Raw genomic sequence first — 13,522 nt, 5'->3', positions numbered from 1 at the left:
TTGGTGGAGATCCTTTTTTAGTTATATTTTTAATCGTTATCATTTTTAAACGGATAGGCAGTGATTACGAATGTCAATTACAGTAAGCAATTTTTCGTTTCAATATCAGAATCATCAAAAGATTTTAAACCAAGTCAATTTTAAAATTAATGATGGTCAGTTAATATTACTAACCGGTCCATCAGGAAGCGGTAAAAGCACCCTTTTGAAGTGGATGGGTGGCCTTTATCCTCAATTTATCGATCAAAAATACAAGGTAAGCGGCGAAATTAATATTAATGGAAAAAATATTAAAAAATTAAAAGCCAATCAACTAAGTCAAAACGTTGTCATGATGTTTCAAAATCCCAATCACCAATTTACAATGCCAACAGTCAATAACGAAATGATTTTTGCGTTAGAGAATCAGCGGGTATCCCCTAATCGCATTCAACCCATTATTGATCAAGTTTTAAGTCGGTACCATTTAAATCATTTTAAGCACCGTCAAATCAATACACTATCGGGTGGCGAAAAACAGCAAGTTGCATTAGCAATTATCATGGCAATGAATTCAAAGGTGATTTTGTTAGACGAACCATTTGCAAATGTTGATTTCAAAGCCCGCAAAAAGATTCTTAATATTTTAAAACAATTAAAGCAAAACGGCAAAACAATCATAATTGTTGATCATGACCTAAATCAATATGAGCACATTGCCGATTGTTATTTATATTTATTTAACGATGGCCACATTGATTCGTTCAATCACATTCAATCATTGCCAAACTATAAGTGGTTTCATACCGAACCACAATCGTTCCAATTACCGAACAACCATCAATTATCACCAGCAATTACACTAGCTAATTTTCAATTGCTACGTGGTAATAAAAAATTATTGTCAGTTAATCAATTTCACTTTTTTATGAATAAAATTACATTAATCACTGGCGATAATGGAATTGGAAAATCAACCCTTTTTGAAGCATTGATTAAATTGATTAAATATCAGGGTGATGCCTTTTTAGGCCACCAAAATATCAAGAAAATTAAAAACAAGCAATACTTTCAAAAAATTGGCATGACTTTTCAGGATGCAGAGGATCAATTTATTGAAATCACCGTTCAAGATGAAATTAAACTATCCATGAACAATGCCAACCAAAAGCAGTATTCTAAAAAAGAGATTTTAAAATGGCTCAAGCGACTCAATTTAATTCATCATCTAAAACAAACCGTCTACACGCTCAGTGAAGGTCAGCAGAAAAAATTACAAATCATCTCAATGCTAATTATGCACCCTCAAATTTTGTTAATGGATGAACCATTTCAGGGCATTGATTATGCATCCCTGAATGAAACGTATCAACTTTTAAAAGATGCCAATCAAAACCATCATCAAACAATGATTATTATTAGCCACCAGTTAGCAGATATGGATCAGCTAGCTGACTACCACATTCAATTTCAAGACCAAAAACTAATTTATTCGAGGCAATTAAAATGAATCCATCACTTAAAATCATTATCATTTTACTATTAGGATTAGAATTAACTTTTACCCAGCACATTATTTTTAATATTTGGATTGTATTATTATGTTTAGCCATCCTACTTTTTCAAAGAATTAAGCCTAAAGCTTTAATGTACCTTTTATTGGCACCATTACTACCAGCAGTTGGTCTACTAGTTTCCCAGCTATTTTATGGAGCCAACGGCAAAGTTTTCGGCTGGGTTTTGTTCACCAGATTATATGCATACGCATTTTCCGGTGCCATTTTAGTTAAAACACCATTGACTAAACTCACTTATTCATTGGAAGAGAATCTTCATTTACCTCCTAAAATGGTCTATGGGGTGGTGAGTGCCTGTGCACTAGTTAGCGATTTCATCACAGAAATTAAGACCATTAAAATTGCAAGTTCAATGCGGGGCATCACCCTCCACTTTTGGTCGCCTAAACTTTATTTCAAAGCCATAATTGCAGCATTCAGATGGTCAACTCAACTGGCTGAAGCAATGATTTCACATGGCTTTGTCGAAGAAGGTCAGAGAACCCACTTAATTCAAATGAAAATTAAGCCTAGTGAAATCATAGCCGCAGTTTTAATTATCGTCGTGGTTCAAATTCCCATCATGGTTTAAAAGCCATTGCTGTTGCTTTAATTTCAATTTCAGCTTAAAATTAAAAGTGATATTGATGATTTTAAAGGAGGAATATTATGTCCCGCAATGGTTTTAGTAAAGTAGCCAAGAATATTATTGACTACGAAAAAAAGATGGATTTAACTGATACTCAAATGGCATTTGATACCCATTTAAGTGTTGAACGTATTCACGGAATCAAAGCAATGGAAATCACTCCAACTAGTGATGAAGAAAAAATTATTGAAGAAGTTATCACTAATAACGAAAACATTTAATTAAAAACAAAATGGCCTCCATTAATAATTATGATGGAGGCCATTTTTATTTACAATTTATGATTTTGTTTTAACCGTTTTTGAATGTATAGCGTCCCTAAATAATCAAAACTAATTTGCTCAATCTGATCAATCGGAAGCATTTCAGGAGTAAACAACCGTTCGTGATGGTGATCTAATTTTTTAAAATCAACAAACTGATTTTGATGAATCCGAATTGGATAACCAAGTTGACTGCTACCATTGTGTAATTGAATCCTAATGATTCGATGAAGCATTGAAGCTTGGTTCAAAATATCGATAAACCAATTATTTTCATGGTCAAAGGCACGATCAGCGTTTAATACCGGTTGAATTAGCTTGCCACTTTTTAGATTTAATTTGGCAAACTCAGTCATTAACCTTAAATAATCAGATTGAATTTCGATAAATCCAATGTTTGTAAAACGCATCAAAACGTATCCACCAAACTGGCCGGACATATCAATTACACTTAGTATCAATGAATAATCATTAATTACTTTAAGTCTGCCGATAAAGAAAAGCCCATCATCCGATTTAGGCATGATCAAAATATATTTTTGATCCGAAAATCGACTTAAATGCCGTTTAATTGCATCAATCCGTTTGTAACGAATTGTTTTAAGATGTCTGCTAAATAGAATTGATTTACTTTTTCTAAGCATCACCAACTGCTTACCAAACAATTCAATCAATCTAATATTATTGTAATCAATTTTGATTTGATTTCGATGGCTAAAATTAAATTCATCAATGGTTGTCAGGACTAAACCTTTTTGATCGAACGATTCAATAAATCCTTCTACGTAGTCAGATTGATTATTTAAGCTGATCACTAACATTTGATCTTCAACGTAGGTTCTTCCAACAAGTTGATAAATCAAATGATCATCTTTAGGCAATTTAAGTTGATTGATTGCTGAATCTTTTAGTCCCATTCGATCTGCTAAAGTAATTTTAGTTTGCATATGCAACAAATCATTACTGACAAAATCGACTTGATCAATAATTACTAGCCGAAGATAAACAAAACCATTGGGCATCCCATAAGTATCATATACTTTCAGTACAACCCCTTCATAATTATGTTTATACACATAGCCAGTGTAAAAAATTCCGGAATCAATTTGATACACATTAACTAATTTATGGCTATTTTCGGCAAGTGTCAGATCATTCAAAATTGAATTATCCATTTTATCACCTAATTAGGGAATTGCATTTCCCATATATTTTGCAAGATTTTCACCGCTTAAATTGGCACTTAACCCTACAATTAATTTAATTCTTGCTTTTTGGCCATTCAATCCACGGCAAATGGTAATTCCCATTCGCTGAAGTTGAATTCCACCACCTTCATATTCATACACATCTTGAGCTAAACCGTTGAAGCACCTTGATACTAATACAACTGGAATGTGTTTATCAATTAAATGCTTAAGTGCTGGTAAGGTTTTGGGTGGCATATTACCCGCACCGGTTCCTTCAATGACTAAACCATTGGTTTGATGATTATCAATCGCATCAATCAAAGTCCCGTCCATTCCCGCATACGCTTTTAATAGGTAAACGTGATTAATAACTTTTGAAATATTTTGATAATGACCATCGTTAACGGTTTGGAAAAAGTAAGGCCGTTCATGATTCACAACCCCAATTGGTCCAGTTAATGGTGATTTAAAGGTCGCAACATTAGTAGTATGAGTCTTAGTAACATATTGTGCCGCATAAATTTCATCATTCATAACGACCATGACACCACGATCTTTTGATGATTCAGATAAAGCCACATCAATTGCAGTTTTAAAATTATGGGGGCCATCAGAACCTAATTCATTTGAAGAACGCATGGCGCCCAAAACAACAATTGGAATGTGGTGTGGCAATGTTAAGTCCAAAAAGTATGCAGTCTCTTCTAGAGTATCGGTTCCATGGGTAACAACAACGCCATCAACGCCATCTTTTTCAGCTTGAATAATCCTTTCCTTCACTTCTAGCATTACTTTCGGAGTAACATGTGGTGATGGTAAATTAAACATTGTTTCATTCTCAATCTTTACGTTTAAATCATGAATGGGTTGATTCGCAATCGGATTGTGTTGATTCGGTCTGACGCCACCATCTACCCCCTTAGACATTGAAATCGTACCGCCTGTATGAATTGCCAAAATCTTTTTCAAGATTTCATTCCTCCAATTTCCCAAAAAATTAATTATTACCATTATAACGTGATTTAGTCATCCATACATTGTTTTTTAAAATTAAAAATGATAAAATTTACTTAAAACATATTAAAAAGTTCGCCTATATAATGTCAAAATATGGTTGGCAGTATCTACCCAAACCCGTAAAGTTTGGAACTATAAGCTTTTATTGCTTATTTACTCTTTTTGCGGATGCAAAAGGAGTTTTTTTGTTTTAGGTGTGAATTAATTGTCTTTATTTAAGGAGGAATTTCATTTTGCAGGATGAACAGAATTTACAACAGGTATCACATCCTAAAGCCATGATTTTAGGATTTCAACATCTTTTAACCATGTATTCTGGAGATATCATTGTCCCAATTTTAATTGGTGCCGCGTTACATTTTAGTGCCGCCACCATGACGCTTTTAATTTCTACCGATATTTTTATGTGTGGAATTGCAACACTGCTTCAATTAAAAAGAACCCCGTTAACTGGAATTGGCCTTCCGGTTGTCTTAGGTTGTGCCGTTCAAGTTGTGGCTCCATTGAAATCAATCGGATCAACGATGGGAATTGGAACCATGTATGGTGCCATCATTGGTGCCGGGATCTTTGTCTTTTTAATTTCAGGATTGTTTTCTAAAATTAGAAAATTATTTCCGCCGGTAGTAACCGGATCGTTAATTATGATTATCGGTTTTTCACTCGTCCCAGTCGCCATTCAAGATTTAGGCGGTGGTGATGCCACTGCTAAAAACTTTGCCAGCGGTAGCAATTTAATCATTGGTTTTTCAACCATGGGAATTATCATTTTAATTAATATTTTTGGCCGCGGTTTTTTCAAATCCATTTCAGTTTTAATTGGCATGGTCTGTGGGACCATTATTGCTGGTCTAATGGGTCAAATTTCATTATCAGCAGTTGGTCAGGCAAGCTGGTTTAGATTTCCAACCCCATTCTTTATGAGTACGCCTCATTTTGAATGGTCATCAATTATCACCATGATTCTAGTTTCATTAACAACCATGGTAGAATCAACCGGTGTTTTCTTTGCATTGGGTGATATGACTAACAGAAAGATTACTAGTAATGATTTAGGGCGTGGTTATCGTTCTGAAGGAATTGCAGCAATTTTAGGTGGAATTTTCAATACCTTCCCATATTCAACTTTTTCGGAAAATGTTGGTGTGGTTCAATTATCAGGAATTAAAACTAGACGACCTATTTATTATTCAGCACTATTCTTAATTCTTTTAGGGCTACTTCCTAAAGCCGCTGCATTTGCAACTGTTGTCCCCGATTCAGTTTTAGGTGGTGCAATGGTGGTCATGTTCGGAATGGTTGGTGTTCAAGGAATTCGAATGCTTCAAAAAGTTAATTTCAATAGTAATAATAATTTATTAATTGTTGCAGTATCCGTTGGTTTAGGAATTGGTATCAGTACTTATCCGCAAATTTTCAATTCACTTCCACAGGAAGCTCAAATCATTTTAAATAATGGAGTTGTGATTGGAAGCGTATCCGCTGTAATCTTAAACGTTCTATTTAACTGGCGCCCACAAAAAAATAATTAATCAATTAGATATAATATTTCACGAGTGCAGACATTAATGTTATATTAATGTCTATGGAAGAAGGGATTTAATGTCATCAAATCGTTATTATCAACCCAAGGATTCAAAGGATGCAATGCGTTTTATTGAAAAATTATTCAATAAGTATCGAAATGCCAAATTGACCAAGGACCTACTTGCCTATCATAATAAATTAACCCAACAGGTTGCTGGTAATATTAAGGATACTGCCAGGAGGGAAAGTAATCCAAAGCGAGTTGCTGAAGCTAACAGCATGGTTCATGTGATGCAACAATGGACTAAAATTAAATTAAGCGGAAAAAATTTTAATGGTCAAATGCGGCACTTTAAATTTGAACCCAATGGTGCCCACCAGCGATTTAAACGTAATCACATTAAACTATCCCATGGTAGCAATTACCGCTCTTCACTCCATTAATTACGTTGGCAATCAACGTCAATTTGAATTAAAATTAATTATGAGGTGAAAAAATGTCAAATAAAAAATATTTAAAACAACAACATCATAATATTATCGTTGATATGGGCGATTTTATTATGCAATATGGTGATCAAAAATTAAATCATTCTGAAAGTAAACTATCCGAAACCATTTATAGCGCCGCTAAAAATGATTTAAAGGGTTTAGATCGTTTATTTAAAGACAAGGGTTTTGGGAGGACCGAAAAGTTCTTTAAAATTGGTGAAGGATACATTAATGATATGTATGTTAATAACCTAAGAAATGATTTAACACCGGAACAAATTCATCAAAAAGCCGAAGCATTAGCTAAAGAAGCAATTGAATATCTGGGAAATCATCCTAAAGAATTTGATAAATGGGAACTTGCATAATATAAAAAGGTTACTTAATATATATAAATATTAAGTAACCTTTTTTATTATCATTAAAATTATACTATAATTAATCCAAGGATCAGCAATGGTTCTTTTTAATTTAAAAACCAAAAGGGGCATAACGATATGAAGATGATTATCGGCGAATTTATTGGAACATACCTAATGTTAGCATTAGGGCTTGGCATCAGTTTAATTATTAACTACCTCTTATACCCCCGGCTTCAAAATCGTTATATTACCGGTCTATATTGGGGGATTAGCATTTTAATTGCCTCACTCATTAGTACTGGCCTTTGGGGAACAGCCAATTTTAACCCGGTCTTTTCATTTACCCAGGCAGCTGGCCACCAAATCACATGGCCAGTCATGATTGGCGAAACCGTAACGCAAATCATCGGTGCCTGGTTAGCATCAAAAACGGTTGAATACATTTGGTCTAAATACTTATACACTTTGCCAATTAACTTAAACTTTTTTGCGACCGTTCCGCGGGACCCAAATAAGAATCTTGAAAACTTCTTATGGGAATTTTTTGGAACCCTAGCAATCATTGTTAACGCTCAAATCATGAATGATATTAGCATTGCATGGTGGATTAAAACCATCTGGTCATCAGTTTTAATGACAATTTTAATCACCGTTATTGCACCCATTACTGGAGCAGCATTAAACCCAACTCGTGACTTAATTCCAAGAACATTCTTTTCACACATGTTCGATAAATCAGTTTCAGAATGGAGTTACGCTAAAATTCCACTCCTGGCTCCGATTTCAGCTGGAATAGTTGCCTTAATTTTTAAAGCAATTATGAAATATCTTCATTTATAACATCCCATAATGGCGAATGCATTGGGACCAACGTGATTAGCTACGATTGCTGAGGTATAGAGGACTTTAATTTCAGCTTCTGGATACATATTATGAAGTTGTTCCTTTAATTCATTTGGAAATTGATCCGAACCAGTATAACTAATTCCTAGAAAATTAAAATGATAACCATTGACTTCCGATTTAAATTTACGGTCAAACCAACGTTGAAAGGTCTTTTTACCACGGCCTTTCATTTCCAGTTTCAATTCATCTGGTTTCAATCTAAAAATAACGTGTAGATTCATTAACTTAGAAATCAATCCAACGGCACGGTTAATCCGACCGCCCCTAACTAAATTATCTAAAGTACTTGCACCAATAAATAAAACACTTTTTTGCATTAGATCATGGGTCAATTGGACTAGTTCTTTCATTGAACTGCCCTTTTGAGCCTTTTTGGCAACTTCTAAAACAATATGGCCTAAGCTTTGGTCGATATACTTAGTATTAATAACCTGGACATTTCCATCGGCAATCTTAGCTGCTTGTTCAGCTGAATGAACCGTTCCGCTTAGTAAATCGGTCATGTTAATTGATAATACGGAATCACCATTTTTAGTTAAACGGTTGTAAGTTTCAACGAAAGCACCAATTGACGGCTGACTGGTAATTGGAAATGGATCCTTTGGATTTTCGGCAATTGTTTTAGTTAACCCCTTACCATCAATATCGATTGAATCATGATAAGTATGTTGGTTGATGGTAACACTTAGGGGAACCACTGTAATTGGTAATTTATTTTGTTCTTCTTTAGTAATTAATGCGGATGAATCGGTAACGATTTGAATCAATGAAATATCCCCTTTCACTTCATTTGGTTATCTCCATTTTAAATTGAAACCGAACTAAATTACCAGTAGAATTAATAATAATTCCATTAACATCACGTTTTACTAATGACACATCAAATTAACTGTAACTAAGGAGCGCTTATTTTTGTCGAATCGAATTGGCGTTAGAGATTTAATTGAATTTACATTACGCAGTGGCGATTTGAACCCAGCGTTAAATAGTCAAAATACACCCCAGCAAGGTGCTAGGATCCACCGTCGGATTCAAAAGCAAAGGGGCGTTAACTTTCAATCTGAATACTATCTATCTAAGCATGTGCAAATTAATCACATTGATTATTTAATTCATGGAAGAGCCGATGTTGTTAATCTGCATCTCAAGACCCCACTAATAGAAGAAATTAAAACATCCGATACAGAATTTTCAAATCTTCCTAACAGCATTTTAAATTTATACTGGGGACAAGTAAAAACCTATGCCTACCTCATGTTTAATCAAAATTCTAAAATCAAACAAATCAAATTAAGATTAACATACGTTCAAACTCCAGATAATCATATTACCCATCAAGATCATGTTATTAAAAAGAATGAAGCTGATCATTTTTTTCATGACTTGATTCATGAGTATGAGGAGTGGTTAAAATTAAGGGCTGACATTGTCAGAAAAAGGAATCAAACCGCAAAGAAGTTATCCTTTCCATTTAAACGTTTTAGGCCCGGCCAACGGAAATTAGCTGCCGTTGTCTACAAAACAATCGTTTTTCATAAACATTTATTTACTGAAGCGCCAACTGGAACCGGCAAAACAATTTCCACCCTCTTTCCCGGAATCAAAGCAATGGGTGAACACAACTTGCAGCGCATTTTTTATTTAACGGCGAAGCAAAGTACCCGAAATGTTGCTGAAGCAGCAATTAATTTAATGGTTAAACATCATTTATTTATCAAAAGTATCACGTTAACTGCAAAGGAAAAAATTCAATTTACAAGTGAACGGAATGAACCGCCAGAAAAGAATCCGTACATGCTTGGCTATTACGATCGATTAAAGCCAGCAATCAAAGATGTTTTAAAACACCAAAATCAAATTACTAAAGAAATCGTGCTTCAATATGCTAAAAAATACCAGCTTGATCCATTTGAATTTTCATTGGATTTAAGCTCATTTTGTGATGTCATTATCTGTGATTACAATTATTTATTCGATCCGCAGGTTAATTTAAAGCGTTTTTTTGCAACCCAGAATAAGAAAAATTGCTTCTTAGTTGATGAAGCCCATAATTTAGTTGATCGTTCGCGTGAAATGTATTCGGCAACGCTAAGCCTTAAGCCGCTAACACATTTAATAAAAATCACCCGCAATAACCGACGACGTAATGGTAAAATTTTGACACCGTTAAGAAATTTAAAAAAAGCATTCCAAAATACGGCGGATGAACTATTCGAAGATCATAAGGAAGCAAGTGCAATTCATGTTAAGGGTCCATTAATTGACTTCGACAAAACAATTATCAAATTAAATGCAGCAATTCATAAATGGTTGCCGAATCAAAGAAATGATAGTGTTTTAGATCAAGTTACTAATTACTACTTTCAATGCACTAGTTACATTAAAATTAGTGATTTTTACGATCATACCTATCGAACTAGGGTTATTAAACATGGACATAATATTATTTTTAGGCAATTTTGCATGGATCCAAGTTCCCACCTATCTGATTCACTGAATCTAGGCGGAGGTGCCGTGCTATTTTCTGCCACCCTATCACCGATGAACTATTATCAAAGGGTCCTAGGCAATGAAAAAAGCAGTTTAGCATACCGAATCACTTCGCCATTCCCCGCACAAAATCAACTAACAACGATAACGCCTTATATTACGACCACTTTTAAAAGAAGGCCAGCCAGCATCCCATTAATTGTCGATGCAATTCATCGAATGGTCCAAGCAAAAGCTGGTCATTACCTAATTTTCTTCCCATCTAATCGTTATCTAGGCGCGGTTTTTCAACAATTTCATTGCGATTATCCAACCATTACAACCATAACCCAAAAACAAACGATGGATGAACACGATCGAGCAAAATTCATTCACCGTTTTAAAACTAATTGTAATCATTCAATGGTTGGTTTTGCTCTTATGGGTGGTATTTTCTCAGAAGGAATCGATTTCAAGGGCAATACCCTAATTGGAATCGGAATTGTCAGCGTTGGTCTGCCTAAAATGAATCCTGAATCAGACATGGTCATGAATTATTTTAATTGTGAAAATCACCATGGATTTGAATTTGCATACCAATTACCTGGATTAAACCATGTTTTACAGGCAGCCGGTAGATTGATCAGGAGTGCTAGTGATAAAGGAGTCATCGTTTTAATTGATTCACGCTTCACTCAATTACGGTACACTCAATCATATCCGAACAACTGGCTACCATTAAAAATTGCTAATACACCCCAAAAACTATCCAATCAAATTAAAAAATTTTGGCAAAATAAAAACGGTAAATGAGATTTCATTTACCGTTTTCTTCTTATCAAATGAATTGATTAGTCTTCTGGATAAACACAAACTCCTTCTGGAACATAGAAATCACGTTGAACGATTGTTAATTTACCTGTCGATTGATTTCGTTCGTACAAAGTTGCGTTGTTAGTATTCTGGTTCAAAGTAATGATGAATTTTTCATGATCTGCAAAATTAAAATCACGTGGAAAATCACCATCAGTTGAAACGTATTGAATTAATTTTAAGTGACCATCTGATGATGTTTCAAAAACAGCAAGGCTATTATTACCACGGTTGGAAACATAAACAAACTTGCCATCGGCTGATAATCGGATTGCAGCCGCACCATTATGTGATTCCCATTCTTTTGGAATGGTCTTTACAATTTGTTGAATGCTAAATTGACCGTTTGAAGCATCGTATTTTAATGAAGCAACGTTACTGCTTAATTCGCCAGCTAAGTATGCAACGTGTTTTTTAGCATCGAAAACAATGTGTCTTGGACCGTATCCAGCGGGCATTTGTAAGTGACTAACTTCTGATAATTGACCATTGTCTGAAATATCATATAGGTAAACCCGATCTTGACCTAAATCAACAACCACTAAGCGGCCATCAGGTGTTAAGTCAGCAAAGTGTGGATGAGCACCATCCTGTTGTTCTGGACGCGGGCCGACAGAGCCTTGGTGAACCACTTCATCTAAGTATTTTAGTGAACCATTGTTTTCAATCTGATAAACGCGGACTTGCCCAGTATGGTAATTAGCAGTATATACAAATTGACGTTTTTCATCAACGGTAATATAAGCTGGATTAGTGTTTTCTTTAATGATTGAATTAATTGGCTTAGCAGGCTTAGCATTGAAATCAAGTGCTAATACACCACCTTTAACATTACCCTTTTGACCGCCAGCATTAAAGACTTTATCAACTGAATAAATGCGGTTCTTTTTAGATAATGCAACGTATGTTGGGTTTCCGGCTTTAGCAACTAATTTTAAATTTTCTAATTTTTTACTTTCCGAATTAAGTTCTAATTCGTAGATTCCTTCACTTTTACTATGGGTATAAGTTCCAATTAAAAATTTTTCAGACATTTTAATCACTCTTTTCATTTAATTTATTTCACACTATTATTATGACACAATTATTTTATTAACAATAATGGAAAACCCATATTTCATTGAAAAATATATTAAATACCCATAGAATAGAGTTATCCTAATTAATCGAGTTGAATTCAAATCATGAAAGCCAATTTTAGCAGCTTACATCCCTTTTTCACCAATCATTATAAATTAGATTGGATCAATCAATTTCAAATTAAAGACGTTTTAAGATTTTTAAGAACTATTTTCCCCACCGTTACCCCCGATGGCGTTGCAAACTATATTAATCAATCGATGAAATCAATTATGCAAAATCAAAAGTTAATTTTTGGGATTGGCGATAAAAAAACGGATCATTTTCTTGGAATGATCCGAATTGATTTTAAGAATCATCAAGCAACCATGAACATTGATTGCGTTGAAAAACTTGCTGACTCAGAGGCATTAATTGAAATCGTTCAAAGAATGGTAACTTTATTATTCAGTGATCAAATTAAAGTTGATAAAATTAAAATAATTAATAATGCTGATAATGAAAGTTTGTATCACTGGTTAGATGATCAATACAAAATCACGATCACTAGCGTTACCACTAGAATGATTTATATTATTAATCGAAACGATAAAAAATAAGAACATCAAATTAAATTGATATTCCCAGATCATTTTTAATATTTTAACCTTGACGGTATAATAATTTACCGTCTTTTTTATTGCTTTGATTAGTATAATAAATTGCATCTTTAGAGTGACCATTCCGGTTAATTGTAAAATGTTTTAAATAGACAACATTTCCATTTTTATCAATACACTGATAAAAGCCATCGGATTGTGACTTTACAGAAGTAAAATTCAACTGATTATTTAAATTATAATTGCCCTTGCTTTCCATGTCTTGAGTTGCAATTTGAGCATGGTTAGAATTTAATTTTAATTTAATGCCATCCCAGATATATTCCTTACTTCCCAAGTAATTAACTTTAGACTTCATTTGTGAAACCCATGTTCCTTGAAAATGATTAGGAATTGAATCAACTTTTGCGTTGGCGTTACTGATCTTAAATGGAATGATAATTGCCAAAACAGCAACTAATATGATTAAAAAATATAAGGTTTTAGATTTTTTTAACACATAATTCTCCTTTGCTTATTGGTTGACTACTAACATCATTACTTTTATTTTATTAAATTTA

General features: G+C 34.0%; 14 protein-coding genes and 1 riboswitch. Of the genes, 9 read left to right on the top strand and 5 right to left on the bottom strand.

Features of this window, described 5'->3' with window-relative positions:
* Positions 1–70: 70 nt before the first annotated feature.
* The 3 genes from WR164_RS02645 (at position 71) to WR164_RS02635 (ending at position 2,405) form a co-directional block, all read left to right on the top strand.
* Positions 71–1,489: an ABC transporter ATP-binding protein gene (locus WR164_RS02645; protein ID WP_286136022.1), complete on the top strand. Its 1,419-nt coding sequence runs from the start codon at positions 71–73 to the stop codon at positions 1,487–1,489.
* Entirely contained in the window at positions 1,486–2,127 is a 642-nt protein-coding gene (locus tag WR164_RS02640) for an energy-coupling factor transporter transmembrane component T family protein (RefSeq protein ID WP_286136021.1), read from the top strand. The genes WR164_RS02645 and WR164_RS02640 overlap by 4 nt, the downstream gene beginning before the upstream one ends.
* Before the next feature lie 77 nt (positions 2,128–2,204).
* Positions 2,205–2,405, top strand: coding sequence for an LBP_cg2779 family protein (locus WR164_RS02635; protein ID WP_286136020.1), 201 nt, complete (start codon positions 2,205–2,207; stop codon positions 2,403–2,405).
* A gap of 50 nt (positions 2,406–2,455) precedes the next feature.
* Here the strand turns inward: WR164_RS02635 and WR164_RS02630 are convergent, their stop codons facing one another.
* Positions 2,456–3,622, bottom strand: coding sequence for a hypothetical protein (locus WR164_RS02630; RefSeq protein WP_286136019.1), 1,167 nt, complete (start codon positions 3,620–3,622; stop codon positions 2,456–2,458).
* 12 nt (positions 3,623–3,634) lie between these two features.
* Entirely contained in the window at positions 3,635–4,606 is a 972-nt protein-coding gene (locus WR164_RS02625; protein WP_286136018.1) for an asparaginase, read from the bottom strand.
* Between the two features lie 104 nt (positions 4,607–4,710).
* Positions 4,711–4,809: riboswitch (purine riboswitch) on the top strand.
* Positions 4,810–4,887: 78 nt separating this feature from the next.
* Between WR164_RS02625 and WR164_RS02620 the strand changes: the two genes are divergently transcribed.
* From WR164_RS02620 to WR164_RS02605, 4 genes are all read left to right on the top strand, one after another.
* On the top strand, positions 4,888–6,186 hold the full coding sequence (locus tag WR164_RS02620) for a nucleobase:cation symporter-2 family protein (protein WP_373876893.1): 1,299 nt from the start codon (positions 4,888–4,890) through the stop codon (positions 6,184–6,186).
* Between the two features lie 70 nt (positions 6,187–6,256).
* Positions 6,257–6,625: a hypothetical protein gene (locus WR164_RS02615; protein ID WP_286136017.1), complete on the top strand. Its 369-nt coding sequence runs from the start codon at positions 6,257–6,259 to the stop codon at positions 6,623–6,625.
* Positions 6,626–6,678: 53 nt separating this feature from the next.
* Positions 6,679–7,041: a hypothetical protein gene (locus WR164_RS02610; RefSeq protein ID WP_286136016.1), complete on the top strand. Its 363-nt coding sequence runs from the start codon at positions 6,679–6,681 to the stop codon at positions 7,039–7,041.
* Positions 7,042–7,170: 129 nt separating this feature from the next.
* Positions 7,171–7,875, top strand: a complete 705-nt coding sequence (locus WR164_RS02605) for an aquaporin (RefSeq protein ID WP_286136015.1) — start codon at positions 7,171–7,173, stop codon at positions 7,873–7,875.
* Here the strand turns inward: WR164_RS02605 and fakB are convergent.
* The gene (gene fakB / locus WR164_RS02600; protein WP_286136014.1) at positions 7,866–8,708 is read right to left on the bottom strand and encodes a DegV family protein; all 843 of its coding nucleotides are present in this window, start codon (positions 8,706–8,708) and stop codon (positions 7,866–7,868) included. The two genes, WR164_RS02605 and fakB, sit on opposite strands and share 10 nt — an antisense overlap.
* A 145-nt stretch (positions 8,709–8,853) precedes the next feature.
* Here fakB and WR164_RS02595 point away from each other — a divergent pair, with 145 nt between their 5' ends.
* Complete coding sequence (locus WR164_RS02595) at positions 8,854–11,223, top strand: ATP-dependent DNA helicase (RefSeq protein WP_286136012.1); 2,370 nt, start codon at positions 8,854–8,856, stop codon at positions 11,221–11,223.
* 38 nt (positions 11,224–11,261) lie between these two features.
* Here WR164_RS02595 and WR164_RS02590 read toward each other — a convergent pair whose 3' ends face one another.
* Complete coding sequence (locus WR164_RS02590) at positions 11,262–12,317, bottom strand: lactonase family protein (protein ID WP_286136011.1); 1,056 nt, start codon at positions 12,315–12,317, stop codon at positions 11,262–11,264.
* Between the two features lie 150 nt (positions 12,318–12,467).
* Here WR164_RS02590 and WR164_RS02585 point away from each other — a divergent pair, with 150 nt between their 5' ends.
* Positions 12,468–12,962 carry a hypothetical protein gene (locus WR164_RS02585; protein WP_286136010.1) on the top strand — a complete coding sequence of 165 codons (495 nt, stop codon included), beginning with the start codon at positions 12,468–12,470 and terminating at the stop codon, positions 12,960–12,962.
* A gap of 43 nt (positions 12,963–13,005) precedes the next feature.
* Here the strand turns inward: WR164_RS02585 and WR164_RS02580 are convergent, their stop codons facing one another.
* The gene (locus WR164_RS02580) at positions 13,006–13,461 is read right to left on the bottom strand and encodes a hypothetical protein (RefSeq protein ID WP_286136009.1); all 456 of its coding nucleotides are present in this window, start codon (positions 13,459–13,461) and stop codon (positions 13,006–13,008) included.
* Between the last annotated feature and the right edge of the window lie 61 nt (positions 13,462–13,522).

This window comes from Philodulcilactobacillus myokonensis, assembly GCF_027923585.1.
In the GTDB taxonomy this organism is placed as follows: Bacteria; Bacillota; Bacilli; order Lactobacillales; family Lactobacillaceae; genus Philodulcilactobacillus; species Philodulcilactobacillus myokonensis.
This window is presented reverse-complemented; position numbering and strand designations above follow the sequence as displayed.

Bases quoted from the DNA above. Each gene is read 5' to 3' on its own strand.
- WR164_RS02645 (WP_286136022.1), top strand. From the start codon at position 71: ATGTCAATTACAGTAAGCAATTTTTCGTTTCAATATCAGAATCATCAA.
- WR164_RS02640 (WP_286136021.1), top strand. From the start codon at position 1,486: ATGAATCCATCACTTAAAATCATTATCATTTTACTATTAGGATTAGAA.
- WR164_RS02635 (WP_286136020.1), top strand. From the start codon at position 2,205: ATGTCCCGCAATGGTTTTAGTAAAGTAGCCAAGAATATTATTGACTAC.
- WR164_RS02630 (WP_286136019.1), bottom strand. From the start codon at position 3,622: ATGGATAATTCAATTTTGAATGATCTGACACTTGCCGAAAATAGCCAT.
- WR164_RS02615 (WP_286136017.1), top strand. From the start codon at position 6,257: ATGTCATCAAATCGTTATTATCAACCCAAGGATTCAAAGGATGCAATG.
- WR164_RS02610 (WP_286136016.1), top strand. From the start codon at position 6,679: ATGTCAAATAAAAAATATTTAAAACAACAACATCATAATATTATCGTT.
- WR164_RS02605 (WP_286136015.1), top strand. From the start codon at position 7,171: ATGAAGATGATTATCGGCGAATTTATTGGAACATACCTAATGTTAGCA.
- WR164_RS02590 (WP_286136011.1), bottom strand. From the start codon at position 12,317: ATGTCTGAAAAATTTTTAATTGGAACTTATACCCATAGTAAAAGTGAA.
- WR164_RS02585 (WP_286136010.1), top strand. From the start codon at position 12,468: ATGAAAGCCAATTTTAGCAGCTTACATCCCTTTTTCACCAATCATTAT.